At 67.9% G+C, this 23,814-nt stretch carries 27 protein-coding genes; 16 read left to right on the plus strand and 11 right to left on the minus strand.

Annotated elements, in window-relative coordinates; genetic code table 11:
- Positions 1-133 precede the first annotated feature (133 nt).
- Positions 134-607, plus strand: a complete 474-nt coding sequence (locus tag ON39_RS41640) for a GyrI-like domain-containing protein (protein WP_040742505.1) — start codon at positions 134-136, stop codon at positions 605-607.
- Between the two features lie 79 nt (positions 608-686).
- Here the strand turns inward: ON39_RS41640 and ON39_RS41645 are convergent, their stop codons facing one another.
- Positions 687-1,202: a YMGG-like glycine zipper-containing protein gene (locus ON39_RS41645; RefSeq protein ID WP_040742506.1), complete on the minus strand. Its 516-nt coding sequence runs from the start codon at positions 1,200-1,202 to the stop codon at positions 687-689.
- A 296-nt stretch (positions 1,203-1,498) separates the two neighbouring features.
- On the opposite strand from ON39_RS41645, the gene ON39_RS41650 reads away from it, so the two are divergent.
- Positions 1,499-1,936, plus strand: a complete 438-nt coding sequence (locus tag ON39_RS41650; RefSeq protein ID WP_040742536.1) for a VOC family protein — start codon at positions 1,499-1,501, stop codon at positions 1,934-1,936.
- A gap of 12 nt (positions 1,937-1,948) precedes the next feature.
- On the opposite strand, the gene ON39_RS41655 is transcribed toward ON39_RS41650, so the two are convergent.
- The 4 genes from ON39_RS41655 to ON39_RS41670 form a co-directional block, all read right to left on the minus strand.
- Complete coding sequence (locus tag ON39_RS41655; protein WP_040742507.1) at positions 1,949-2,881, minus strand: class I SAM-dependent methyltransferase; 933 nt, start codon at positions 2,879-2,881, stop codon at positions 1,949-1,951.
- Between the two features lie 35 nt (positions 2,882-2,916).
- Positions 2,917-3,660, minus strand: coding sequence for a VOC family protein (locus ON39_RS41660; protein ID WP_051187784.1), 744 nt, complete (start codon positions 3,658-3,660; stop codon positions 2,917-2,919).
- A gap of 134 nt (positions 3,661-3,794) precedes the next feature.
- Positions 3,795-4,643, minus strand: coding sequence for an ABC transporter permease (locus ON39_RS41665; protein ID WP_040742509.1), 849 nt, complete (start codon positions 4,641-4,643; stop codon positions 3,795-3,797).
- A complete protein-coding gene (locus tag ON39_RS41670; protein WP_303621539.1) occupies positions 4,640-5,560 on the minus strand; it encodes an ABC transporter ATP-binding protein in 921 nt (306 codons plus the stop codon). The genes ON39_RS41665 and ON39_RS41670 overlap by 4 nt, the downstream gene beginning before the upstream one ends.
- A 330-nt stretch (positions 5,561-5,890) precedes the next feature.
- Here ON39_RS41670 and ON39_RS41675 point away from each other — a divergent pair, with 330 nt between their 5' ends.
- The gene (locus ON39_RS41675) at positions 5,891-6,559 is read left to right on the plus strand and encodes an MspA family porin (RefSeq protein WP_040742510.1); all 669 of its coding nucleotides are present in this window, start codon (positions 5,891-5,893) and stop codon (positions 6,557-6,559) included.
- A gap of 59 nt (positions 6,560-6,618) precedes the next feature.
- The gene (locus ON39_RS41680) at positions 6,619-7,281 is read left to right on the plus strand and encodes an MspA family porin (RefSeq protein WP_040742512.1); all 663 of its coding nucleotides are present in this window, start codon (positions 6,619-6,621) and stop codon (positions 7,279-7,281) included.
- Positions 7,282-7,387: 106 nt separating this feature from the next.
- Here ON39_RS41680 and ON39_RS41685 read toward each other — a convergent pair whose 3' ends face one another.
- The 3 genes from ON39_RS41685 to ON39_RS41695 form a co-directional block, all read right to left on the minus strand.
- Positions 7,388-7,591 carry a hypothetical protein gene (locus ON39_RS41685; RefSeq protein WP_040742514.1) on the minus strand — a complete coding sequence of 68 codons (204 nt, stop codon included), beginning with the start codon at positions 7,589-7,591 and terminating at the stop codon, positions 7,388-7,390.
- A gap of 140 nt (positions 7,592-7,731) precedes the next feature.
- Positions 7,732-8,124, minus strand: coding sequence for a hypothetical protein (locus tag ON39_RS41690; protein WP_051187786.1), 393 nt, complete (start codon positions 8,122-8,124; stop codon positions 7,732-7,734).
- Positions 8,125-8,232: 108 nt separating this feature from the next.
- A complete protein-coding gene (locus ON39_RS41695; RefSeq protein WP_040742544.1) occupies positions 8,233-8,958 on the minus strand; it encodes a glucose 1-dehydrogenase in 726 nt (241 codons plus the stop codon).
- Between the two features lie 89 nt (positions 8,959-9,047).
- On the opposite strand from ON39_RS41695, the gene ON39_RS41700 reads away from it, so the two are divergent.
- Positions 9,048-9,503, plus strand: a complete 456-nt coding sequence (locus tag ON39_RS41700; RefSeq protein ID WP_051187787.1) for a MarR family winged helix-turn-helix transcriptional regulator — start codon at positions 9,048-9,050, stop codon at positions 9,501-9,503.
- Between the two features lie 38 nt (positions 9,504-9,541).
- On the opposite strand, the gene ON39_RS41705 is transcribed toward ON39_RS41700, so the two are convergent.
- Positions 9,542-9,946 (minus strand): phospholipase A2 family protein, encoded by a 405-nt coding sequence (locus ON39_RS41705; RefSeq protein WP_110293366.1) that lies wholly within the window; start codon positions 9,944-9,946, stop codon positions 9,542-9,544.
- A 119-nt stretch (positions 9,947-10,065) separates the two neighbouring features.
- On the opposite strand from ON39_RS41705, the gene ON39_RS49405 reads away from it, so the two are divergent.
- Positions 10,066-10,284, plus strand: a complete 219-nt coding sequence (locus ON39_RS49405; protein ID WP_146251020.1) for a hypothetical protein — start codon at positions 10,066-10,068, stop codon at positions 10,282-10,284.
- 61 nt (positions 10,285-10,345) lie between these two features.
- Positions 10,346-11,077, plus strand: a complete 732-nt coding sequence (locus ON39_RS41710) for a 3-keto-5-aminohexanoate cleavage protein (RefSeq protein WP_246002747.1) — start codon at positions 10,346-10,348, stop codon at positions 11,075-11,077.
- 18 nt (positions 11,078-11,095) lie between these two features.
- Here ON39_RS41710 and ON39_RS41715 read toward each other — a convergent pair whose 3' ends face one another.
- The gene (locus tag ON39_RS41715) at positions 11,096-11,785 is read right to left on the minus strand and encodes a cutinase family protein (RefSeq protein WP_083895019.1); all 690 of its coding nucleotides are present in this window, start codon (positions 11,783-11,785) and stop codon (positions 11,096-11,098) included.
- Positions 11,786-12,054: 269 nt separating this feature from the next.
- Here ON39_RS41715 and ON39_RS41720 point away from each other — a divergent pair, with 269 nt between their 5' ends.
- The 8 genes from ON39_RS41720 (at position 12,055) to ON39_RS41755 (ending at position 22,226) form a co-directional block, all read left to right on the plus strand.
- Positions 12,055-13,587: an alpha/beta fold hydrolase gene (locus ON39_RS41720; RefSeq protein ID WP_157195627.1), complete on the plus strand. Its 1,533-nt coding sequence runs from the start codon at positions 12,055-12,057 to the stop codon at positions 13,585-13,587.
- Between the two features lie 195 nt (positions 13,588-13,782).
- Positions 13,783-14,964: a hypothetical protein gene (locus ON39_RS41725; RefSeq protein ID WP_169335961.1), complete on the plus strand. Its 1,182-nt coding sequence runs from the start codon at positions 13,783-13,785 to the stop codon at positions 14,962-14,964.
- Positions 14,965-15,109: 145 nt separating this feature from the next.
- Entirely contained in the window at positions 15,110-16,546 is a 1,437-nt protein-coding gene (locus tag ON39_RS41730; protein ID WP_040742518.1) for an MFS transporter, read from the plus strand.
- Positions 16,546-18,033: an FGGY family carbohydrate kinase gene (locus ON39_RS41735; protein ID WP_040742549.1), complete on the plus strand. Its 1,488-nt coding sequence runs from the start codon at positions 16,546-16,548 to the stop codon at positions 18,031-18,033. Before ON39_RS41730 ends, ON39_RS41735 begins: the two co-directional genes overlap by 1 nt.
- Before the next feature lie 65 nt (positions 18,034-18,098).
- The gene (locus tag ON39_RS41740) at positions 18,099-19,769 is read left to right on the plus strand and encodes a glycerol-3-phosphate dehydrogenase/oxidase (protein WP_040742519.1); all 1,671 of its coding nucleotides are present in this window, start codon (positions 18,099-18,101) and stop codon (positions 19,767-19,769) included.
- Entirely contained in the window at positions 19,766-21,328 is a 1,563-nt protein-coding gene (locus tag ON39_RS41745) for an FAD-binding oxidoreductase (RefSeq protein ID WP_040742521.1), read from the plus strand. The genes ON39_RS41740 and ON39_RS41745 overlap by 4 nt, the downstream gene beginning before the upstream one ends.
- Before the next feature lie 17 nt (positions 21,329-21,345).
- The gene (locus tag ON39_RS41750) at positions 21,346-21,939 is read left to right on the plus strand and encodes a glycerol-3-phosphate responsive antiterminator (protein ID WP_040742523.1); all 594 of its coding nucleotides are present in this window, start codon (positions 21,346-21,348) and stop codon (positions 21,937-21,939) included.
- Positions 21,936-22,226: a putative quinol monooxygenase gene (locus ON39_RS41755; protein ID WP_040742524.1), complete on the plus strand. Its 291-nt coding sequence runs from the start codon at positions 21,936-21,938 to the stop codon at positions 22,224-22,226. Before ON39_RS41750 ends, ON39_RS41755 begins: the two co-directional genes overlap by 4 nt.
- Positions 22,227-22,240: 14 nt before the next feature.
- On the opposite strand, the gene ON39_RS41760 is transcribed toward ON39_RS41755, so the two are convergent.
- Positions 22,241-23,041 carry a hypothetical protein gene (locus ON39_RS41760; RefSeq protein ID WP_146251022.1) on the minus strand — a complete coding sequence of 267 codons (801 nt, stop codon included), beginning with the start codon at positions 23,039-23,041 and terminating at the stop codon, positions 22,241-22,243.
- Positions 23,042-23,196: 155 nt separating this feature from the next.
- On the opposite strand from ON39_RS41760, the gene ON39_RS41765 reads away from it, so the two are divergent.
- A complete protein-coding gene (locus ON39_RS41765) occupies positions 23,197-23,472 on the plus strand; it encodes a GlsB/YeaQ/YmgE family stress response membrane protein (RefSeq protein WP_040742551.1) in 276 nt (91 codons plus the stop codon).
- Positions 23,473-23,814: the final 342 nt, after the last annotated feature.

Genomic DNA, 23,814 nt, shown 5'->3' on the forward strand with positions numbered 1-23,814 from the left:
CGTACCTGCCCAGCGACGGCTACTGCTCCGGCGGCGCAATCCGAAGCCTCGGTTGGATGCGAGAGCGATGAGTTTCGGGGCTCAGCTCCGTCAATAGCCATGGACCCGAGTCCGAAACCATAAAAGGAGACCGATGAACGACGCTGAACCCCAGTTGGTGACGATCGATGCCGCCGCGACCGCGGTCGTGCGCGATGTCGTCCCGGTGACCGCACTGCGCGATTTCTTCGATACCTCGTTCGGCGCGCTGGCGGAGGCCATATCCGCTCAGGGGCTCACCGTCGTGGGTCCCGCGTTCGGGCTCTATCGCGGCGATCCGGGAGACACGCTGGATATCGAGGTCGGGTTTCCCACCGATCGCGCCGTCCAGCCGAGCGGTACTGTCACGGTCGGATCGCTGCCCGGCGGCCGTGTGGCGCGGCTGCTCCATGTGGGCGGGTTCGACGGATTGACGTCCTCTTGGGATCGCCTGCACAGCTGGATTCTGGCGCAAGGCTTGGACGCGTCGTCGCAGAGGTGGGAGGTCTATGTCACCCAGCCGTCGCCGGAGATGGACCCGGCCGACCTGCGTACCGAGTTGAATTGGCCGGTGGCGGAGTCTGTTTGACGGCCGACCGGCACCGGCCGCCACGCGGGCGGCCGGTGCCGGTCGGGATCGGCCCGGATCACCGGACCGATCGACGCCATTACGGCTGCACCCAGCCGATCGCCGCGCCGGCCAGTGCGCCGATGATGGCGCCCGGAATCGCGCCGACCACCGCGAACGGGAACCCGATCAGCGCGCCGACGCCCGCGCCGATGAGCGCGCCCACGCCCGCGTTGTACTGGTGACGGCCGATATCGGCGGGGTAGTCGGCCTGGTGGAGCGGTAGGTCCACCGGCTCCGCCCGGTCGATGCCGGGCAGTGCTGACGACCGGGTCGAAGTGAGGTCCACCTGCTCCGTCTGCTCTGCCTGCGAGACCGGGGCGAACTGGTCCCCCACGCTCTGGTCCGCCAACGGCACGGCGTCGAGGGCAGTGCCGTCTTCGCCTGCGGCGATCACCGCACCGCCGTCATCGGGCAGCGTGAACTCACCCGCGTCGGAGACCTGCTGAACCAGGCTGTGCTCCATCTGAATCGGCTGCGCATGAGCGCTTCCCGCGACCGTCGCGACGGCGCCGATGCTCAGCAGTGCGGTGGCGGTCAAAGTCTTGATCCTCATGATGTGCTCCTCTCGTGCCGCCCGAAGGGCTGTTTCACTTCCGCTACCCACTGTCACATATTTGAGTCATCATGGCAACCGCTTGCGAGGGAGCATCTGAAGCACCCGGGGTAAAGATCTGGATCAAAATGAGCTATAACAGGCTTTTTAGAGCGAAGAACGCTCGCGTCACAGCGCACTCGAAGCGTTTCAACTGTAACCAAAACGAATCACTGAAAGCGCACCGGCTACGCTCCTTCAACCGAGTCTCGTCTCGCAACCGGAGCCGATCGCCCCTGCTCGGTAGCATGCACCGCGTGCCCATCAAACTCGAGAACGTCGGCATCGCCGTTCGCGACCTCGAAGCAGCGATCTCCTTCTTCACCGACCTCGGTCTCACAGTCGTCGGCCGTGACACGGTCAGTGGTGAGTGGACCGAAACCGCCGTCGGCCTCGACGGCAACCACGCCCACATCGCGATGCTCGAGACGCCGGACGGTCACGGTCGCCTCGAGCTCTTCGAGTACATCCACCCCGAAGCGATCGAGACGACACCCACGCGTCCCAACGAGATCGGCATGCACCGCGTCGCCTTCTCGGTCGATGACATCGACAAAGCCCTCGAGATAGCCGCGAAACACGGATGCCGTCCGCTTCGCGGCGTGGCGACCTATGCGGACATTTACAAGCTCACGTATGTCCGCGGCCCCAGCGGCATCATCGTGATGCTCGCCGAGGAGCTGAAGAAGGACTGACGGCCGATCAGATCAGGATGTGCTGCTGGCGCATGTTCCGTCGAGCGTGCCGCTGACGTAGAGCACGCTCCCCACACGCAGGTCGTCGTTGCCGTCCAAGGACGGAAAATTGTTGGCTGCGAAGAGGTTTCGGACGGTGTCGCCATTCAGTGACCACCCACGGGCAGCGAGGTAGGGGGCGGCCTCGTTGCGTTTGCCGAAGTAGCGCAGCGTGGCCATGTCGGTGTCGAAACCGTGCCCGCGCCAGCGTTCGGAGATGTGCCGCAGGCTCTTTCGCGTTTCGTCGTCTTCGCCAGGTCGCGGGTTGGGCCTGCTCTCGGTGGCCACCCGGCTGCCGGGGGCGCTGAGTTCGGTGATGGTGTCGAGCAAGTGATCTTGCGCCTCGGGCGGGAGGTAGCTCAGCAGGCCCTCTGCGCTCCACGCGGTCGGCCGGCTCGGGTCGAACCCGCCGGCGCGCAGTACGGTAGGCCAATCGTCGCGCAGGTCGACCGCGACGGCTCGCCGCTCGGCGGTCGGCGCGACGCCCAACTCCCCCATGGCGCGGGTCTTGAACTCGATGACCGGGGGTTGGTCGACCTCGTACACCACGGTCCCGCTCGGCCACAGCAGCCGGTACGCGCGGGAATCCAGGCCCGAGGCCAGGATCACGACCTGTGTGATGCCCGCGCTCGTCGCCGCGAGGAAGAATTCGTCGTAGAACTTGGTACGCACCTTGGCCACGTCGATCGCGACCTGCCCGACCAGGTCGTCGGGGGGCAGCTCGCCGCTCGCCAACCGGGTGAGCAGGTCGATGCCGACGGCCCGGACGAGCGGTTCGGCGAACGGATCGTCGATGAGTCCCCGGTCGGTTCGGGTGGCGATGGCGCGCGCCGCCGCGGCCGCGGTGGCGGTCGCGCCGACGCTGGAGGCCAGGTCCCAGGAGTCTCCGTCGTGGCGGGTGGTCACGCTCGGCAATCTACCCGCGGCCACCGACAAACGCGTCAGAGTGCGGTCGGCCCGCTCTGGCGGAAGATGATCGCCGCGCCGAGCGCCTGCTCGGCGGGCACGAAAGGGTCGCCGGAGTCGGTCTCGCCGAGTCGGCAACCGTTGATCCGCAAACGCTCTCGCGCAGCATCGAGGTCTCGGACGGCGACGGTATACGCGACGAGCGATGGCAGGGCGGGCGCGGTTTCGCCCGGGAGCCGTTCGGCGAGAGCAGAGTCGGGTATCAGGACCAGGCGCGCGCTGCCCATATCGAAGACCTGCGCGGCACCCTCGGCGGTGGACGGGTAACCCACGTAGTTCTCATACCTGGCGCGGAGGGCGTCGAAATCTCCTGCGGCGGCGCATATCACGACCTCGACGAGGTCGAACGCTCCATTGGGGTGCGAAAGCCTGCGCGCGTTCTGAAACCGAGGGTCGAGGCCGGCGACGACGCCGACTCGTCCTTCCTCGACCGCACCGCGCCTGACAGTCGGTTCGGCACTGTCGATTTCGAGATACCGGACCGTCTCCACAAGGGTCTCACCGTCGATCCGCACCGGCCGCTGAACGGAGTTCACCGCTCCGTGTCCGACGCCCGCGGCGCTGAGGCGGGCGGCCGCCGCGTCGATGTCGGGCGAGGCGAACATCAGGATATGCAGGCCCTCGTATCGGTCGAGGCAGGCGGCGACGGTGGCGCTGGTGGCGGTGATTCGCTCGACCAATTCGGTCAGCATCTCGGCGGGTGCTCGCAGCGGCACCACGGTCGCGTCTTCGGGAACCCGATAGGCCTCGCCGTCGGGAACATCACACCGATGGTACCGAGGGCTCTGTCCGGCACGAGGACCGAAGCCGACTGCCGGACAGGAGTATTCACCACGACTGCCCTACGGTTGCCTCAGCGCGCTCGCTGCAGCGCCTTCTCGCGACGCTCGGCCACGCTCGACCCGGCCTCGCGGCGCGCCATCCTGCGTAGCACGATCGGTGCGAGGAGTAAGCCGGCGATCGCCCAGACACTCAGCACGCCAACGGTTTCCAGATGCCGCCATGACTCGCCGATCTCGATGGCCATCGCGCTGTCCGGCAGCAGCGCGGACCGCGTGCCGAGCCCCAGCCAGTAGATCGGGAACAGCTGGGCGATCCACTGCACCCAGTGCGGCATCGCCGTGATCGGGTAGAAGACCCCGGAGATCGCGATGACGCCCAGTATCGGCAAGGTGAGCAGTCCCTGGCTGCGCGCGCTGGTGAACAGGGAGCCGAGCACCGCCCCGATCGGCAGGGTCGCCGCCAAACCCAGTGCCAGCACCCAGATCAGCGTCAGCCAAGACCCCGGGCCGCCGATCGCGAGGCCGGAGATGATGAACATGCCGGGAATCAGGAAGATCAGTAGATCGGCGACCAAGCTGCCGGATACCGACACGATCTTGCCGACCAGATAGCTGCGCATACCGTTCGGCGTCGCCTTCGCCCGCAACAGGGTGCCGTCCTCCCGGTCCGCGGTGAGCAATTGGCTCATCGTGACCATCGCCATCGAGGCGTTCATGCCGAGGATGCTGGGCAGCACCAGGGTGCCGAGCGAGAATCCGGTCTGCCGGAACGCCACATCACGCAGGAAGAACGTGGTGATCAGCATTATTACGGGCCAGAAGCAGTGGTTGAACAGGTCGCCGGCGTTGGTGAACGACTGACGCAGTTCGGTCACGCCGCGCGACCAGCCGACCCGCCATGTCGTCGCGGTCGTATTCATCGCGCCACCTCGTCCCAATCCTTTTGCGGGGCATGCCGTTCGGCTTCCGCCTGCCCCACCATCGACAGATACGTGTCCTCCAGCGAGGCTCGGCGGACCTCGAGGTCGGCGATCGATTCGCCGTACTGCGTGAACAATTCGAAGACGAGCTTGGTGGACTCGGTGGTCGACCGCGTGTACCGGTGCCCGTCACGAGTCCAGCTGACCCGATCCTGGCCGGTGATCCGCTGTGCGAGTTCGGCCGCCGTGCCGTCCGCGACGATCCGCCCACCGTGCAGGATCAGGATGCGGTCGGCGAGCTTCTCGGCCTCGTCCAGATCGTGGGTGGTGAGCAGTATCGTGGTCCCGCCCTCCTCCGCGAGACTGTGCACGAGTTCATGAAACTCGCGCCGGGCTACCGGGTCCAAGCCCGCGGTCGGCTCGTCCATGAAGACGAGCTCCGGCCGGCCGACGAGGCCGACCGCCACATCCAATCTGCGCCGCTGCCCGCCCGACAGCATCCTGATCTTCCTGTCCGCCTGCTCGGTCAGGCCCACCGATTCGATGAGATTCATTGGATCCCAGGGTCTTTCGATCAGCGGGGTGGAGTACGGACGGTAGTGCGCACCCAGGTGCGCGAGCAGCTCCCGCACCCGCCACTTGCCGTGGTCGCGCCAGGACTGCAAGACCACTCCGACCCGCGCCCGCCAGTGTTCGTCGCCATGCGCCGGATCCGTGCCCAGTACCTCGACCTGCCCGGCCGACCGCATCCGGAAACCCTCCAGGATCTCGATCGTGGTGGTCTTGCCCGCGCCGTTGGGCCCGAGCAAAGCAAGCACCTCGCCTTGTCGCACATGGAAATTCACATCGTGCAGCACGTCGGTCTCGCCATAGCGCATGCGCAGTCCGTCGACCTTCAGCGCCATCATCTCGCTCATCATCACTCCGTGCGAAAGAGCGGCCGCAGCCGCCGATGCCATCGTTGTGCGAGCAACCGTAGTTGACTAAACGTGAAATAGTCAACCGAGGTTGCTAGTAGACGCGCTTCAACGTTTGTTCCCACGCAGTCGACTGCGGGCAGATCCCGCCGAAAGACGGGGCGGGACCAGCCATTCGGCGGATGGTCGCCTCGTCCGGCCGCTGCCTACGCTCGCTCCGATCACGGCACTCGCGACCTGTCCATTCGCTGTCAAGGAGATCGGGCCGCCGCGATCGTGGTCCCGCGGTGCGGGTTCCAGCACCGATTCACCATCTGATGAGGGCACACCATGTACAACTTTCGTGCGCGCCACCGTATCCGGCGAACGGTCGGCCTCGCCGCGGCGGCGGTCGTCGCCGCGGGTCTGGCGTCCACCGGTGCGGCACAGGCCGACACCTTCGTGCCGCTGCCGGGCGGCGAACGTCTCGGTCCTGGCGTCAAACTCGCCCGCACCCAGGAGAGTGCGCTGGTCTCGCCGTCGCTGGCCGCCAACGGGGCCGGACGCTCGGCCTGGGTGACGGGGGCCGTCACAGCGGATGTCACGGCGACTCCGGACGGCAAGCCGGGCCCGAACAACGGCGCTAAGAACGCGCCCGGCACCAACAACTCCTCCACCCACGGCGCCTCGCGCATCAGCACCGGCTATATCGTCGGCTGTCAGGTCAGCATCGGCGAAAACGCGATCTCCGCAGGGTTTTCGGGCGGTGTCACCTTGAACGGCGGCAATGTCGGCGGTTCGGTCGGCCTGAAGTTGGGGCCCGGCGACGTGACCTTCGTGAGCATCGACGGCAAGGACATTCTGAAGCCCGGCGTCTACTCGATCGAGTACCGCGATGTCGAGATGCAGATCCAGGGCTGCGCCGGTTACGCGCAGGCGCGCTCCTACACGGTCGTCGAGATCATCGGCGACAACTACTCCAAGACTTCCCTCTACGGTCAGCCGTTCAGCATCGGTTGATCTCGGTCGAAATCCAATCACTCACCAGCACACATAGTTTCGACTCGGAGGACCCACCCATGATCAATCGCACCAACGCGGCGCGCGCGGCCGCGGGCCTCGCCGCGAGCGCGGCGCTCGTACTGTGCTCCGGCACCGCCCAGGCCGACGCCTTCGTGGCGCTGCCCGGCGGCGAACTCACCCAAACCCTGTCCGACGGCACGGTCGTCACGGTCCGGCTGGTCGGCGAGTCGGCCACCATCAGCCCGTCCATGGGCTCCACCCCGGTGCACCGCAACGCGTGGGTGTCCGGCTCGGCACAGGTCGAGTTGTCGGGCCCGAATGCCAACGACGGCAAGATCTATCCCGGCTACATCGTCGCCTGCCAGGTCACCGTGAACGGCGGCGGAGTGACCGGCGGTGTCGACGCCAAATCAGACTGGGAGGGCAAGAAGCCCGAGATCGGCGGCAAGGCAGGGGGAAACCTCTCGCTCGGCCCGGGGCAGGCCAAGTCCATGTACCTGCTCGACCAAGAGGAGGCCGACGACTTCGGCAACGAATCGCACGCGACCCGCAATAAATTCCAGGGCACGCACGGCAGCGTCACGTGGGCGGACTCCACCCTCGGCATCACCGGCTGCGCCGGCTACGCCCAGGCCCGCGCCTTCGTGCGAGTGAAAGTCTCGACCACCACCGTCAATTCGGTTCTCACCCTGTGGGGCCAGCCGTTCAGCATCGGCTGACGAACTCGGCGGTGACAGACCCGGCGATCTGCCCCGCCGGACGGGCGAGCACCCGTGGAAACTCCCCTCGCCACGGGTGCTCGCCGCATTCTCCCGCGTACCGCGGTCACTGATTCTCGGTGACCGTGGTGTCGGGGTGGCGCCTGCTGGTCTCGGGCTTGACGAAATGCCCGGTGATCGCCGAACGATCCCGGCGGTTGTCGCCGCCGTGCGGTTCATCCTCGCCCAGAGTCGTTTTGGGGTTCTCCGCTGCGGCCTCCTCGGTCACGTACTCGCCGGTCTCGGCGGACCGATAGTTCTTCTCGGCCACGACATTCCTCCTGAACACTCGTGCACGCCTCCGGCACGGAACCGCGCTTTCGTCCTCGGGTACCGCGTTGTTCCCCATTCAAACCCGCTCTGCCACGCGGCAACGGTCGACAGACGCACTCGACGAGCGGCCCTTTGCGGCTAAAACAGGTCGCGGGCAAGGCGTATCGCGCCGACGGCCATATAGCCGCCAGTGAACGCCGTCAGAGCGACCGCGGTGGCCCGCGGCACGTCCCCCCGCGCGACATGCGCGGCGCCGTGGGTGGTGTCGATGATGTCGACCATCAGGGCTATGCGTTGCCAGCGAGGTCGCTCGTGGATCGGGGCGGTGAGGTAGCCGAGACCGAGAGCTATGGCACGCGCGCCGAAGATTCGGGTCAGGTAGGTCAATTCCGGCGTGGCACGGATGCCGAAGGCCGACATCAGAGCGCGCGGGACAGCGATGGAGGCGGCGCCTAATGCGATGCGGCCCAGGGCGAGACCGCGCAGCGGGCGGATCAGCGGATCACCGGTCGGCTCGATGTTCGTTGCCATGTGGTCGAGGATCCCGGATCGTCCCCGCGGGGTCGATTACGTCCGAGGTAATGGACCCGTGCGTGAAAGATTACCGGGCCGTGCACTTTCCGCACACGTGGCTTCACCTCAGAACAATCCCCCGCCGGCGTGGATGGTTTCGCCGGTGATCCAGCGGGCCGCGTCGGAGGCGAGGAAGGCGACGATATCGGCGATGTCGTCGGGCTCGCCGATGCGGCCGAGGGGGGTGGACGCGACGATCTGCTGGTTCAGCTCGGGGCTGCGCGCGGCGGCCAGCGCCTCGGTCCGGATCGCGCCGGGCAGCACGTTGTTGACGGTGATCCCGCGCGGGCCGAGCTCCTTCGCCAGTACGCGGACCAGTTCCTCACCCGCCGCCTTGCTGGCGCTGTACAGGCCGGATTCCGGGCGATGCGTCGCCGTCACCCCGGAGGAGACGACGACGATCCGGCCGTGGTCGCGCAACCGGTTCGCGGCCTCACGCAGCGCGACGAAAGTGGCCCTGGTGTTGATCGAGAACATCAGCTCGTAGTCCTCGTCCGTGGCCTGCGCGATTGTGGCGAATCTGGCTGTGCCGACGTTGTTGACGAGGGTGTCCACGCCGCCGAACCGCTCCTCGGCCCGATCGAACACACTCCGCAGCTGCGTCGGGTCGGCCACGTCGGCCTGGACCGCGAAACCTTGTCCGCCCGAGCGCTCGATCGCGGCGACCGCCTGCTCGGCCGCGGCTCGGTTCGACTGGTAGTTGACGACGACCGAGACTCCGTCGGCGCCTAGTCGCTCCGCGATGGCCCGTCCGATTCCGCGAGATCCCCCGGTAACGATCGCGACCGGCATGATGCCTCCCATTAGTCCATAGTGCTAACAGTTGAGATCATCATCTAATTCGATGAGGACGTCAACAGTCGGTTCTCTAGACTTGCTTCATGACGACCGACGATCCGGGGCTGGCCGCGGCCTTCGCAGGCCTGAACCGTGAGGTGAACGCGCTCTATCACCTGATAGCGCGGCGGTTCGGCTTGACGATGCAGCAGGCCGAACTGCTCTGCCAATTGCACGGTGACCCACCGTCTTTCGGCGAGCTGGCGAGTGCGCTGGGTTGCGACAAGACCAATGTGACCGGCATGGTCGATCGGCTGGAGCGCCGGGGATTCCTGGCCAGGCAGACCGATCCCGCGGATCGCCGGGTGACCCGGATCGTCATCACCGAGGAAGGTCAGGGGATGCGGTCCGAGATCCGGGCCGCCTTCGAGCGGGAACTGAGCATGCGGCTGCCGGCCGCCGACCGGGCGCGATTAGTGGCACATGTACACGCGTCGGCAACGGCGTTGGCAGACAATCGAACCGGGACTCCGACGGCCCCGGTTCGTCCGACACACTGATTTCAGAGGGTGGGCCTTATAAAAGCCGAACAGGATTGTCAGCTCGGATTTCCGGTCCCCGCATAATGGCTTTTACCCCCGGCGCGTACCGCCGCGTAGTAATTGTCGGCCATTGCGTAACAGCTGGAACGATTCGGGGAGAACGCTCCCCCGCCCGGGGCGCCCAGCGACGGCAGCCCGGCGGCGTAGGCCTTATCGCACGCCTGCCGAAGATCGGCCAGCAACCGCTCGTCGCACACGAGCCGATCGGCGCTGCTCTCATAGCAGATATCGTGCGCGTTGCAGGCCGGTTCGAAGTCGGCGCTGCCGTAGGTGTTCGACGATGGACCGCTGCACCCGTTAGGCGGCTCGGCCTGGACGGGACCGGCCAGCACCGGAGCGAACGCGACCACCACGCCACCGGCCGATCCGAGGACAATTCGAGTGAATGCACATTGTTTCATGGCCGGAGGCTAACGAGAGATGTCCGGGACCGGTCCCGGCCCGTGCCAGGGCAACACACCCTTTAATTGGGGGCATCGAGACGCGCAACGCACCCGTAGCGCGCAGCGATCACCTCATCATGAATACTCGCAAACTCATGGCAGGCGGACTGCTCTGCGCCGCATCCCTTCTCGTCGCAGCTCCCCAAGCCCAGGCAGGCACCGGCAGTTCCTCGCTCGGCTCCTTGATCAATGTGGGTTGTCTCTTGCAGTCGCTGTCGGCCCAGTCGCCGACCGCGGACTGCAAACCGCCGCAGATCCCGGTCGCCGGGGTGGAGGACACCGCCGGGCTCGGCTGACCCAGCGAAGCGTCGTATCCCATGACCGCACACCTGTGGCACGATCACCCGCGTGCTACAGGTGTGTCTGAATGGTGCGCGAACCCCCGATGAGTGCGCGCATGTCCCGACAACGCCCGATGAGTTGGCGGCGGCGGCAGTGGACGCCGTCCGCGCCGGCGCCGAGGACATCCACCTCCACCCCAAGAACGCGGACGGCGCGGACACCATGGCGCCCCGGCACGTCGAGGCCGCGCTCACGGCCGTGCGCGCGGCCGTGCCCGGCGTGCCCGTGGGCGTGACGACCGGCGCCTGGACAGCGCCGAGCGCCGAGCAACGCGTCGCCGACATCCGCGCGTGGACGGTACTGCCCGGTCACGCGTCGGTGAATTGGCACGAGGACGGTGCCGCGTCGGTCGCGGACGCGTTGGTGGCCAAGGGAATCGGCATCGAGGCCGGAATCTTCACCGGCACCGATGCCCTCGATCGTTTCCTCGGCTGGCCGCAGGCCCACCGAACCCTGCGGGTCCTGGCCGAAGTCACCGACACCGACCCCCGAACCGCGCCACAGGCGGCCGTCGGTTTGCTCGAGGCGCTGAACGCGGCGACCGACCTGCCGATCCTCCTGCACGGAGAAGACGCGGCGGCCTGGGACATCCTGGCAATGGCGGCTTCTCGACGCCTGGACACGCGGGTCGGCTTGGAAGACGTGCTTTACCTGCCCGACGGGTCCCCAGCCTCGAGCAACGCTGTCCTGATCCGAGCTGCTCGGCTGATACTCGAACACACTAGGTCGGACAAGGACGTGCGGTAGCGCCGCGCGCGGGGACCGTCACTGCCGAGCTTTGACGAAATCCGCTGCGGCACCGGCGTATCGCGCGTAGCGAAGGTGCACGTTCCAGTCGGTGCCGTTCGGGTCGCAGACCGGGTCGTTGTCGTTGCAGATGTCGTAGGTGCGTGCGGCGTAGGCGCCGGTGACCGACTTGCCCACGCCGCGAATCGGATTCCCGAACAGCAGCACCGCCACGATTCGCGACTCCAGCCGGTCGGGCAGTGTCGCGACGATCGGTCCACCGACCTTGGCGCCCGCGCTGCTGATCCCGATCGAGTTGTCGACCACGTTGGCGCCCTGCGAGTAGCCGACCAGCACGAAGCGCTGGCCAGGGCAGGCGGTGGCCTGCGCCACGACGTGCGCGACCAGGTCGCGGTTTCCGGCCTGCACCGAGGCGGGCTGGTTCAGATCGGCCGGATAGTCGACCCGGTAGGCGTCGGTCTTGGCCGCGAGCGCCTCGGCGATCGCCGAGTACACCGGATTGCCGACGACTGTCCCCAATTTGAACTTGCTTCCCGCACCGCCGGGTTCGTTGGTGCCGCGGCCCGAAACCACATGAATGTCAGCGCATCCCGATGCGGCGGCGGCCCCCGCGCCGACAGTACCCGCGGCCGTGGTCGCCGCGAGGAACAACAGTGCCGCGGTCGCCGCCGCCGATATCGTGGACCTGGACCATCGTGGGATCGTCATCGGCTGCCTCTCGTCGATCGTGCGCCCAACGGTAAGCCGGAAACCTCGCCGATCCGCCCGAGCGGATGGGGCACTGGGTAACTCACCATTCACCCGCGAGAAGCGTGCTCAACTCACACAAATCACGTATGCGCCCATGCTTCTCACACCGGCCGCGACGCGGTGACGGCAGGGTGGACAACTCGGGCCGCGCCGTGGGGCATCCCCACTTCTGACCAGAGTCGGCCGGTCACAACATGATTCGGGCGCGGTCCCCTATGCTGACAGCTGTGCTGGGTCGCTGGCGTAGTCGCACTGTCATCCTCCTCACCGCGCTGATGTTGCTCATCGCGACGGGAGACCAACTGGCGACGGCCTCGCCGGACAGTCCACCGGGCGGGGTGCCCGGAGTAGCTGTGCCGGAGCTGAACTGGGTCGATTGCGGGGATCCGGGGTATCAGTGCGCGACGGCGGACGTGCCGCTCGACTATCACCATCCGGGTGCGGGGACGATCTCGCTGGCGGTGCGGCGGCATCTGGCCGGGGATCCGGCGCGGCGGATCGGGTCGTTGTTCGTGAATCCCGGCGGGCCAGGAGGTTCCGGGATCGGTTTCGTCACCAGTGTGGTGGAGACGATGCCTGCCGAGATCGCGGCGCGATTCGATGTGGTGGGGTTCGATCCCCGAGGGGTGGGCAAGAGCCGGGCGGTCCAGTGCTGGACGGCCGAGGAGATGCAGCAGGCGTGGGCGGAGACGCCCGCGCAATGGCGGCTGGGAGCCTTCGAGCGGGGACAGGACTTCGCCGCGCGGTTCGACGCGGCGTGCCAGGCGCGCAGCGGCGATCTACTGCCTTATATCGGAACCGAATTCGTGGCCAGGGACATGGACGTGCTGCGGGCCGCGGTAGGGGACGACCGAATCAGTTACCTGGGAGTGTCTTTCGGGACCATGATCGGGACGGTCTACGCCAATCTGTTCCCTCAGCGGATCCGGGTGTCGGTACTGGACGGGGCGTACAACCCCGAGACCTATGCCAACGACCCGTACGCCTATGACTACGGCCAATATCGGGAGTTGGAGAGCGCGATCAACCGGTTCCTCGGCTGGTGTGCCGAGGATCGAGCGGCGTGCCCGTTCGGCGACCCGGCGAGTGGCGGGCCAGCGGCCGCCCTCGACGCCTTGGTCGCCGACCTCTCCGATCACCCGGTGCGCGACGAGAGCGGACAGGTCGTCGCCGATGGGGCGACCCTGGTGAACGCACTCATGTTGCAGATCAACGGTGGTCGCGCGGCATGGCCCACCATCGCCGACTCGCTGCGGCAGGCCGCCGAGCACCGGGACGGACCCGCCCTGCGCCCGGTCGGCCGATACGCGGCCCTCTACGCCGCCAATGTGGCGGTCGAATGCGCCGACCGCGTCTACCCACCGACCACGCTGGAACTACAAGCGCGCCTTGGCCTGGACGTGGCCGCGGCCCCGCGCATGGGCCCCATCGCCGCCTGGGGACCGCCCGGCTACGACCACTCCCACGCCAACGCCTGCCAACGCTGGCCCGCACCCCGGGCCAGCCGCTACGCGGGTCCGTGGACCGCCCCCGGTTCCGCACCCATCCTCGTGGTCGGCACCACCGGCGATCCCGACACGCCGTACCCGGACGCAGTCGCCTTAGCGAGCATGCTCGAAAACGGCCGCCTCCTCACGGTCACCGGTGAGGGCCATTCCGGCTTCGGTCACAGCCAATGCGCGCGGGACGCCGAAACCACCTACCTGATCGAGTCGGCCGCCCCGCCGTCGGGCACCACCTGCGCGGGCGATACCGACTAGGTACCACCGGATAAGACTGACAAATTTGCCGCTTCGGTGCTCGCTTCGTTATCGCGCGGTCGCACACTGTGAGAGGTGAACGCACGGTACCGCTTCGGTCTCCGATCGGCGGGTATCGCGAGTAGCGGAGACATCGCCGGCTGGCCGGCGGTGGATATTCGCCGGCTCCGCCGTCGCGATCGCCTGTGGTGCCGCGTGCCGGTGGTGAAGGTGATTCGGTCGGTGGTGACGCCGGGTATCGAGGAGGTTCGAACCTGGCTCGCCGACTGGGCCGTCGCGCATCCGGACGATGTCCGGGTCCGGCTGCTGAGTGTCGAGCAAGGCTGTACCGGTCAACCGGCCCCCGGCTACGAAGCCGCTTTTCTCCACGCACTCGTCGCCGGGTCGGCTGAATGCGGTCCGTCGAACAGCTCGCTGGATCCGGCGGGGCTCGACCTGGGTGGGTTGCCGTTCCGACTCACGCTAGGCCACGACTGGGCCCGGCTCAGTTACTCGCACGCACTGGGTGACGGCACCGCCACCTGGTACTTCCTCGGAATGCTGCTGGGCGATCGGCACCCTCGCCCCGGTCCGGTGATCGCCGAGCCATTGGGCCGCGGCCTGCTCGCGACGTTCGGTCCACCCCGATCGAGACTCCCGCAGGCCATCACACGCCAGCGCGAACTGCGGCACCTTCGAGCGCCGGCCCCTGCGCGTGCGGCGGGAAGCGCGGTCCGCCCGTCCTCCTTCGCGGTGACGACAGCCGTCAGCGCCGAGTCGTTCACGCAGGGCGCCCGCGAGTTTCGCGTGTCGCGGGGACCGGCGTCGGTGATGTCGATCATGACCATGCGGGCAATGCTGCTGTGCCGCCATTACGGGCTCACGGTCGACGACACGGTGACGTTCATGGTCGACCTGCGGCGATATCTGAGCCCCGGTGCGTCGGTCGACGGCAACTTCAGCTGGTCGAAGTCGGTTCCAGTGTCGGCGTCGGATACGCCCACCCGGCTCAGCGCCCGCATCGGCGGCATCCTCGACAGCGGGCTGCCGCTACTCAACTTCGGTGATGCCTTGCGGCGCTTCGAGATTCGCCGCGCGGGGCGGCCACCGGCGTGGTGCGCCGGAGACCGCACGGTGCGCCTGATGATCGCCTACGCGACCGAGTGGACGAACACGCCGCGGCCGACCGGCTCGGCGACACCGCGGCTCACCGCGTCGATCGCGCCGCCGAGCCCGAACTTCCTCGGCTTCAATGTCGTCGAGGCCTACGGCCGTATCCACCTCTCGCTGAACTGGTGCACCGCGACACTCGATCGAGCGGTCGCCGAACGGATCGCCGCCGAATTCGTCGCCGATCTCGGCACCGGGCCGGTCGACGCGTCGCTTTGGCCGTCATGACGGAGCCCTTGCGGGGCCGCGCTATTCGGTTTACTCTCTGAGCACTAGGCAGGCACAGACGAAGAGCCACTGTCAGCGGTCTTCGTTTGCGCCTGTTTTTTTGTGTGTCGGATCGCTGACAGCCAGCGCAGAAAGTTGGCTGATCATGAGTTCATCCACGGCCGCAACGGTGGGGTCGGTATCGAACGTCTCGCAGGTCGCTGCGTTGATCAACGGCCTTTCCGAATTACCACGCAAAGCCAATCTGCTGTGGTATCTCATTTTGGGCGGGCTGTTCTTGGACGCCTATTCCAATGCCGCGCTCGGCGCCGGTCTGGTCCCGATGACGAAGGAATTGTCGCTCACGCCGGGCCAGGTCGGTGTGCTGACCGCGACCGCGCCCGCGGTGGCGATTCTGTTCAATCCCGTGGGCGGCTGGGCGGCCGCGCGCATCGGGCGCGTCAAACCATTACTGGTCGCGAAGCTCATCGCGGCGTTGGGCGCGGTGTTGACCGCGACCGCAGGCAGTTTCGAGGCGGTCTGGTTCGGACGCGGACTCGTCGGCATCGCCTACGGCGTGGACTTCGCGGTGGCCATGGCGTTGTTGGCGGAGTACACCCCGGCCACGCTGCGCGGGCGACTGAATCTGTGGCAGTCGGTCTGGTACGTGGCGACAACGGTCAACCTCGCGCTGACTTTGGCGTTTTTCAAACTCGGTATCTCCGTGGACATTTGGCGCTGGTCCGTCGGATCCGCAGGCGTGTTCGCGGTAGTGCTGCTTGGTCTACAGCTCACGTTCTTGGCCGAGAGCCCGACGTGGCTGGCCGCGCGCGGCAGAATCGCGGAGGCCGCGCGCAGCCTGCGCCGGATCTACGGGTTCGAGGTCACCGCGGGCACGGCCGCGCAACAGTCCGGCCCGGAGGAACCGAAGGTCGGGTTCCGGCAGGCGGGCGTGCTGTTTCGCGCACCGTATCTGCCGCGCACGATCCTCTCCACAGCCATCTCGCTGACGCAGTCGATGCAGTACTTCGCCGTCGGCTGGTACCTGCCGGTGATCAGCCTGGCCATCTTCGGTCAGAAATTCGAGACGGCGACGCTGGGCGCGATGATCTTCAACGCCGCGGGCATCGTCGGCGGCGCGCTCTCCGCCTACCTCGGTCATCGGCTGGGACTGCGCACGAGCTCGGCCATCGGGTACGCCATGGTGACCGTGACGCTGCTGGCCATGGGGCTCAGCCTGAACAAGGCGCCCATCGCGATCGCCTTCGTCCTGCCGTTGCTGTTCATCTTCTTCCACTCCGCGGGCCCCGGAGCGAACGGCAAATCCATCGCCGCGCTGTCCTATCGCAGCGACATCCGCTCGCTGGGCACCGGCGTCACCGGCATGCTCGGTAGTTTCGGCAGCGTGATCGGCTTGTATGTGTTCCCGCAGATCAAAGAGGCTTTCGGGCTGGGGCCGACCATCGCGCTGCTGGCGGTGGTCCCCCTGCTCGGCCTGGTCAGCTGCCTGCTCATCCGATGGGATCCCACGCGCGACGGATTCGACCCGGACACCGAGCACATCGAGTTGCGCCCGGCTCGCGACCACGCGAGGAGCCGGTGATGCGCCGGGGAATCCTGGGCATCGACGAGGGCTCGACGGGCACGCGCGCCGCGATCGTCGGAGAAGACGGCGCGTGCGGGCCGTCGTTCTACGCCCCCATCGACGTCGTGCATCGCGGACCCACCCACGTCGAGCAGGACCCGATGCAGTTGCTGCACAAGACGATCGAGGTCGCCCGTCAGGCGCTGGCGTGGGCCGGGGACAGCGGCGTGGAGATCGTGGCGCTGTCGCTCTGCACCCAGCGCGCGACCGCGATCCTGTGGGACCGGCTGACCGGACAACCGCTCGCCCCCGCGGTGGTGTGGCAGGACAGCCGCTACGCGGAGGAACTCGCGCGACTGGCCGCGGACTGGGATCCGATCCTGTGGGCGCGGACCGGACGCCCGGTGGGCACCCGCTCCCCCTTCCTGTGGGCCGCGCGCCGGCTCGAGTCGCTGGATCTCCCGGCCTCGCGGATCGGCTTCGGGTCGGTCGACACCTGGCTCGTCTGGAACCTCACCGGCCGCGCCACGCACGCGATCTCGGCGACGAACGCGGTCGCGTTCGGCGGTTATCTGCTCACCGAACACCGTTGGGACACAAGCTGGTTCGACGCCGTGGGCTTTCCGGCCGAGTTGGCCCCGCCGCTCGCCGACGACGACGCCGACTACGGGCGCACCGACGCGGGGCTGCTCGGCATCGAGGTGCCGATCGCCGCGGTGATGGGCGACCAGCACGCGTCGCTGATCGCGCTGGGCGCTCTGACACCCGGCGAGGCCATGTGCGTGCACGGCACGGGAACCTTCGTCGGCGCGCTCGCGGGCCCGCGGCCACCGACCGGTATCGGCGCGATCGACGGGGTGCTGTGCCTGGTGGGGTGGCGCGCGGGTGGACACAGTCAGTTCAGTCTCGAGGCCTACACCTCGACCACCGGGTCCGCGCTGCGCTGGCTGACCGAGGACATGCGGATCTTCGCCTCCGCGGCCGAGATCAGCGCCCTGGCCGCGGGTCAGCCGCGCGGCGACGAGAGCTGGTTCATACCGAATCTCGCCGGCTTGCGCACTCCGGTCCAAGCGCCCGAGGCGCGCGGGCACCTGATCGGGCTGAGCCTGGGCACTACCCGAGAGTCGTTGGCGCGCACGGTCATCGACGGCATCGCGCACGCGGTCAGCGACACCGTCGAAGCCGTGGGCAGCACCGTCGGGCGGCCGCTGGCCCACCTCCGGGTGGGCGGCGGGCTCGCGGCCAGCGATGCCCTGCTGGCCAGCCAGGCCGACTTCACCGGCGTGCCGATCGAACGCGTCACCGACTCCGCCACCGCGAGCCTGCGCGGCGGCGCCTACCTGGCCGGCACGCGACTCGGACTGTGGGACTCGCCGGCCCAAGTCGTCGGCGACCAGAAGCCCGGCGATGTCTTCGAGCCCCGGCTCTCCCCCGCCGACCGCCACGACCTGCGCCAGCGGTGGCGCGACGTGCTCACCGCTTCGCTACCACCCACTCCGGTCTGACCCGGTGTCGTCGCAATCCGATCACTATCCCGGCCGAGCTCGGTCCTGAACAGAGAGCGCAACCCATGCTGACTTTGCCGTCCAGACGGCCCAACGCCGTCGTCGCCCGAGCGACGCCCTCCGCCCCCTTGATGCTGGAACGTCGTCGCGCGCTGACCCAGCTCGCGGACCAGACCTTCGATGTCCTCGTCATCGGCGGCGGCATCACCGGCGCCTACACCGCGCTCGACGCGGTGTCCCGCGGTCTCACAGTGGCTTTGGTGGAGAAGGACGACTTCGCCTCCGGCACCTCGTCCAAATCCTCGAAGATGGTGCACGGCGGGCTGCGCTACATCGAGCAGGGCAACCTCGCCCTGGTCCGGCACTCGCTGCTCGAGCGGCAGCGCTACCGCCGCAACGCTCCCCACCTGGTGCAGCGGCTGCCGTTCCTGTTCCCGATCCTGGCCCACGACGGCGTGTTCGATCCGCGCATCGCGCGCGCGTTCGAGTCGCTGCTGTGGACCTACGATCTGGCCGGCGGCTGGCGCATCGGCAAACTGCATCAGCGACTCACCGTGGACGAGGTGCTCGCGCACGCGCCGACCCTGCGCGCCGAACACCTCGAGGGCGGGCTCATGTACTACGACAGCCGCGCCGACGACGCGCGGCTGACGTTGGCCGTCGTGCGCACCGCGGCCCGCCTGGGCGCGGTCGTCGCCAACGGCGCCCGGGTGAACGCCCTGCTCAGCACCGACGGACAGGTGCGCGGTGCGCGCGTCGAGGCCGACGGCGACGACATCGAGGTCCGGGCCAGGGTGGTCGTCAACGCCACCGGCGTCTGGGCCGACGATCTCGACGCGATGGCCGATCCGGGCCGGCGGCCCCAGGTCCGGCCGGCCAAGGGCGTGCATATCGTGGTGCCCTGGAAGAAGATTCGCAACGATTGCACGGTCACCGTGCCGATTCCCGGGCGGGCCCGGCGCGCGACCTGCACCCGCTGGGGTGATGTGGTCGTCCTCGGCACCACCGACACCGACTACCAGGGCTCGACCGACGACGTGCACTGCACCCGCGAGGAGATGCAGTTCCTGCTCGACGGCGCGTCGATCGCCTTCGACACCGAACTCGACGCCGACGATGTCGTCGGCAGCTATGCCGGGCTGCGCCCCCTGATCGGTGGTAAGGAAGGTGCGACTCTGGATCTGAGTCGCGACCACCACATCAGCGTCACCGCCAACATGGTCACCGTCACCGGCGGCAAGCTCACCACCAGCAGGCACATGGGTGAACTCGTGGTCGACCGCGCGGCACAGCTGCTCGGACACCGCGCCCGCTGCCGCACCAAGAACCTGCCGCTGCTCGGCGGCGCGGGCTACGACGCCGAAGCCAGCGCGGCCACCGGCGGGACCGCGGCGCACCTGGGCGGCCGCTACGGCACCGAGTCGCGATTCGTCAGCGCCCTCATCGAGGAGGACCCGTCGCTCGCCGCGCCGCTGGTCGACGGCCAGCCCTATCTCAAGGCCGAGGTCGTCTTCGCCGCGCGATCGGAGATGGCGCGCTCGGTCGACGACGTGCTCTCGCGCCGAACCCGGCTGCGGCTCTACGCCCGCGACGCCTCCGCCGAGGCCGCACCGATCGTCGGGCAACTCCTCGGCGCAGAGCTGGGCCTCGATCCGCACACCGTAGAAGCACAAGTCAAGACCTACCGGGCCGACGTCGCCCGCGAGAAGTCGATTCTGTTGGGAGACAACGCATGATCAGCCGGCAAACCATCACCCACCCGTTCAACCGCGGCAACTACATCGTCGGCGCGCCGACACCGCCGCGCTGGGGCGAGCGGACCCCGGTCGGCGGTGGCGCGGCATCCTTGCAAACCGTCGCGGTTCCCGTCCCCGACGAGATGATCGAGGCGTTGACCGCGACGGGGAACGCGGTCCACACCGAGCGCGACCAGGTCGTCCGGCGGACCCGGGACTGGTGGGCAGGGTCGATGATCGGCGAGACCGCCGCGCGGCCCGCTACCCCCGACGCCGTGGTCGTGGAGGTCGGCACCGTCGAGCAGGTACAGGACGTCGTGCGGCTGTGCGGACGGTACGGGGTGCCGCTCACGGTGTCGGCCGGGCGCAGCAACGTGACCGGCGCCGCGCTGCCGGTTTTCGGCGGGGTCGTCCTCGACGTCACCGGTCTCGATCGAATCCTCCACTTCGACAACGAGTCTCAGATCGTCGACGTGCAGGCAGGCATGTTCGGGGACCTGTTCGAGACCGAACTCCAGGAGACCTACGGCGCCACCACCGGCCACTGGCCCTCGGCGTTCGCGATCTCCACCGTCGGCGGATGGGTCGCTTGCCGCGGCGCCGGTCAATTGTCCACGCGTTACGGCAAGATCGAGGACATGGTCGTGGGCCTCGACGTCGTCCTGCCCGACGGCACGCTGGCCCGCTTCGGTGACTACCCGCGCGCGGCTACCGGTCCCGACCTGCGTCAGCTCTTCATCGGTTCCGAGGGCACCCTCGGCGTCATCACCGCGGTGCGGCTGCGCACTCACCCGCTGCCCACGTTCGCTCGAGCCATCGCCTACGGCTTCGAGACGTTCGCCGCGGGCCTGGACGCCTGCCGGTCGATCATGCAGCGCGGCGCGACCCCCGCGGTCATGCGCCTCTACGACAAGCACGAGAGCGCAACGCATTTCGGGCTCACCGACACCAATCTGCTGCTGATCGCCGACGAGGGCGACCCCGTGCTGGTCGAGGCCATGATCACCGTGAGCACCCAGGTCTGCGCCGAGACCGGGGTGGAACTCGACGGGCCGACGGTGTTCCAGCGGTGGCTCGACGAGCGGATGCTGGTGGGCAAGTCCGCCGAGGGATTCACCCCCGGGCCCGGATTCGTCGCCGACACACTGGAAATGGCCGCACCGTGGTCCGCGCTGCCCGCGATCTACCGTGAAGTGGTCGACGCCATCGAGGCCGTGCCCGGCTCGCTGGTGGCCTCGGCGCACCAGTCGCATGCCTACACCGACGGCGCCTGCCTGTACTTCTCCCTGCGCGGGGAGGTCGAGCCCGACAAGCGGCGGCACTGGTACCGCGCGGTATGGGACAGCGCCAACGAGGTTCTGCTGCGCCACGGCGCCGCCCTGAGCCACCACCACGGATCCGGCTTGCTGCGCGGACCGTACCTGCCTGCCGCGCTCGACACCGGTTTCGGCACCTTCACCGCGGTCAAGCAGGCGCTCGACCCCGCAGGGTTGTTCAACCCCGGAAAACTCGGCCTGACCAGCGAGTTCGGCCCCTGCCCACTGGACTCGGCGGACTGAGCGGCATCGTTGACCTCATGAACCAGACCATCACCGCCGCCTTCGCCGAGATTCCCGTCTGCGCCTCGGTCATCGGCCCCACCCGCGTGCGCGAGTTCGCCGAGGCCGCCGCGCGGGTGGGGATCCTGGCCTCCATCCCGGTCGGGCAGCTGCCGAAGATCGTGCCGGTGCTCGCCCGGCTGGGCAAGACCGTGATGGTCAATATCGACTCCTGCCCCGGGCTGGCCACCGACCGCAGCGGGGTCGACTTCCTGCACGAAATCGGGGCCAGCGGCGTCGTCAGCACCCGCGTCGCGCCGCTCGAGCGCGCGCGGGCGCTGACGATGTTGAGCATGCACAAGGTCTTCGTGACCGATCGGTCGAATTTGAATCGCAGCGTGGAGGCGGTGAAACGCAGTACGCCCGATCTCGTCGAACTGATGCCCGCGCCGATTATTCCGTGGATGTCGGAGGAGGCGCGGTCGGCGTTGTCGCCGTTCGTCGCCGCGGGCTTCGTCGCCGATAAGTCCGGAGTCATCCATTCGCTGGCGACCGGTGCGCTCGCGGCCGCGTCGTCGGACTCCGGGCTGTGGTCGTTGACCCGGGCAGAATTACGTCAAGGAGCGCAATGAGTTCCACTGTTATCGCACGGTATGTCACCCGGCAGCGCGATAAGGTGCTCGAGCTGTTGGGGCCGATGGCTCAGGCGTCACGGAGTGAGCCCGGGTGCCGGAGGTACGAGCTTTATCGTGGGGTCGAGGACGATGTCGTGGTTATCGTCGAGGAGTACGCCGCCGAAGCGGATTTCACCGCGCACTGTGCGTCCGAGCATTTTCAGCGCATTGTTCTCGGGCAGGTCGTTCCGTTGCTCGAGGAGCGGTTGGTTACTCGTTGCCTGCGGGTCGATGCGTCGTCGTGAAAGTCCTTTCGCGGTTACGACTGCCAGGCGACGAGACTTCTTGGTAGGCAATCTGTTTCGAGGCGAGCAGGGCGTTTCAGGTCGTGGGCCAGGGCGGCGAGGGCCAGCAGGGGCCAGGCGATGCGCGTCGGTGTGGGTTGCGCGAGGGCGTCGGTGAGCACAGGGGTGATGTCCTTTTTGGCGGCGAGGTGCTCGACGATCCGTACGCGCGGGTCCTGCGGCGCTGCGGCCAGTCGCTCTAGAGCGGACGGGAGTAGTTCGGCGACAGCGGCTTTCACGTTCTTGTTGCGGGGCCAGCGGGCGCGCTGGAGCAGGGCCGACAGGGCGGCGGCGTAGGCGTGCGGGACCCGCGTTTCGGCGGGGTCGTCGGGCGTCCACAGCCTCGGGTGGTACATCAGGGAGAACTGGCTGCGCAGGTAGAAGTCTCGTGGGCCGTTGCGGGAGATCAGGGCCAGTTCGAACGACTCCAGCCACTCGTGGATCGACGGCGGGCCGAGCTCCTCGTCGCGCCCGGTCGTCACCGTCATCCGCAGCAGCGGAATCTCGCACCGCGCCTGATCCGAGGTGTGGCGCAGGCGGGCTCCGAAATACGCGCTGGTCGTGTTCGCCAGTGTGGTGACGGCCGGGCGCACGTGCGGATGCGTCATCGCCGTATCCTCGGCCGCCAAGCGCTCGAGGTAATCCCATAGTGCCGCAGTCAAACTCGGCAACCCCGCCGCACCCACTCGGCTCACCGCACCCGCGGCACGGTCCACCTCCTCGAACAACGAGCTCAGCGTGGCACTTTCGGCGGGTGAAGGGGGTGCGGCACTCATCCGGCCCACAGTACGGTCCGCTACCTCGATGGTCGACGCAGAGAGATCGATCGGTGCCGATTTCTGCCGAATGTGTGTGATTGACGGCGATCGAGTGGGGTATCTCCCGCCACGAGCGCGGCCCGGAGCCGCACGACACGAAAGGAATGTTCGCAATGCTTGGACTCGGCATCATCGGCTGGATCATCATCGGCGGACTGGCGGGTTGGATCGCCAGCAAGATCATGAAAACCGATGCGCAGCAGGGCATCCTGCTCAACATCGTGGTCGGCGTCATCGGCGGCCTGCTCGGCGGCTTCCTGCTCAAGCTGCTCGGCGTCGACGTCGAAGGCGGCGGCCTGTGGTTCAGCTTCTTCACCTGCCTCGGCGGCGCGGTGATCCTGCTGTTCCTGGTCGGCCTCGTCACCGGACGCCGCGGCGCGCTGCGCTGACCCACTGACCGCAGCGAGGGCAGCCACCTGACCGGGTGGCTGCCCTCGGCGTTTGTCCGGACCGGCCACTCCGCACCGACTTTCAGCACGCGCTTTGACGTGTCCGAGTCCGAATCGCCCAAGGCAGGGCGCCCATTCAGCAGGCAACGCCCGACCAGGCGCCCCGAAGCGCGTCCGGCGGAGCGGCACCGGACCCACCTGCAGGCTTCGCAGCAGGCCGAGATGCCGGAATCCGCACTCTCTCTCGGGACCCGCACTGCCTCTAGGGCACTAGAGTCGGTGCAGATCCCGAGAGAGAGCGCGGATTCTGCTCAGCCGCACGCACGGTACGGCCCGCACACC

The sequence above is a fragment of the Nocardia tenerifensis NBRC 101015 genome, from assembly GCF_000308715.1.
Classification (GTDB): Bacteria; Actinomycetota; Actinomycetes; order Mycobacteriales; family Mycobacteriaceae; genus Nocardia; species Nocardia tenerifensis.

Bases quoted from the DNA above. Each gene is read 5' to 3' on its own strand.
- ON39_RS41700 (WP_051187787.1), top strand. From the start codon at position 9,048: ATGACGACCGACGATCCGGGGCTGGCCGCGGCCTTCGCAGGCCTGAAC.
- ON39_RS49405 (WP_146251020.1), top strand. From the start codon at position 10,066: ATGAATACTCGCAAACTCATGGCAGGCGGACTGCTCTGCGCCGCATCC.
- ON39_RS41740 (WP_040742519.1), top strand. From the start codon at position 18,099: ATGCTGACTTTGCCGTCCAGACGGCCCAACGCCGTCGTCGCCCGAGCG.
- ON39_RS41645 (WP_040742506.1), bottom strand. From the start codon at position 1,202: ATGAGGATCAAGACTTTGACCGCCACCGCACTGCTGAGCATCGGCGCC.
- ON39_RS41640 (WP_040742505.1), top strand. From the start codon at position 134: ATGAACGACGCTGAACCCCAGTTGGTGACGATCGATGCCGCCGCGACC.
- ON39_RS41765 (WP_040742551.1), top strand. From the start codon at position 23,197: ATGCTTGGACTCGGCATCATCGGCTGGATCATCATCGGCGGACTGGCG.
- ON39_RS41760 (WP_146251022.1), bottom strand. From the start codon at position 23,041: ATGAGTGCCGCACCCCCTTCACCCGCCGAAAGTGCCACGCTGAGCTCG.
- ON39_RS41730 (WP_040742518.1), top strand. From the start codon at position 15,110: ATGAGTTCATCCACGGCCGCAACGGTGGGGTCGGTATCGAACGTCTCG.
- ON39_RS41670 (WP_303621539.1), bottom strand. From the start codon at position 5,560: ATGAGCGAGATGATGGCGCTGAAGGTCGACGGACTGCGCATGCGCTAT.
- ON39_RS41715 (WP_083895019.1), bottom strand. From the start codon at position 11,785: ATGACGATCCCACGATGGTCCAGGTCCACGATATCGGCGGCGGCGACC.
- ON39_RS41690 (WP_051187786.1), bottom strand. From the start codon at position 8,124: ATGGCAACGAACATCGAGCCGACCGGTGATCCGCTGATCCGCCCGCTG.
- ON39_RS41735 (WP_040742549.1), top strand. From the start codon at position 16,546: ATGCGCCGGGGAATCCTGGGCATCGACGAGGGCTCGACGGGCACGCGC.
- ON39_RS41665 (WP_040742509.1), bottom strand. From the start codon at position 4,643: ATGAATACGACCGCGACGACATGGCGGGTCGGCTGGTCGCGCGGCGTG.
- ON39_RS41755 (WP_040742524.1), top strand. From the start codon at position 21,936: ATGAGTTCCACTGTTATCGCACGGTATGTCACCCGGCAGCGCGATAAG.
- ON39_RS41695 (WP_040742544.1), bottom strand. From the start codon at position 8,958: ATGCCGGTCGCGATCGTTACCGGGGGATCTCGCGGAATCGGACGGGCC.
- ON39_RS41750 (WP_040742523.1), top strand. From the start codon at position 21,346: ATGAACCAGACCATCACCGCCGCCTTCGCCGAGATTCCCGTCTGCGCC.
- ON39_RS41705 (WP_110293366.1), bottom strand. From the start codon at position 9,946: ATGAAACAATGTGCATTCACTCGAATTGTCCTCGGATCGGCCGGTGGC.
- ON39_RS41675 (WP_040742510.1), top strand. From the start codon at position 5,891: ATGTACAACTTTCGTGCGCGCCACCGTATCCGGCGAACGGTCGGCCTC.
- ON39_RS41745 (WP_040742521.1), top strand. From the start codon at position 19,766: ATGATCAGCCGGCAAACCATCACCCACCCGTTCAACCGCGGCAACTAC.
- ON39_RS41680 (WP_040742512.1), top strand. From the start codon at position 6,619: ATGATCAATCGCACCAACGCGGCGCGCGCGGCCGCGGGCCTCGCCGCG.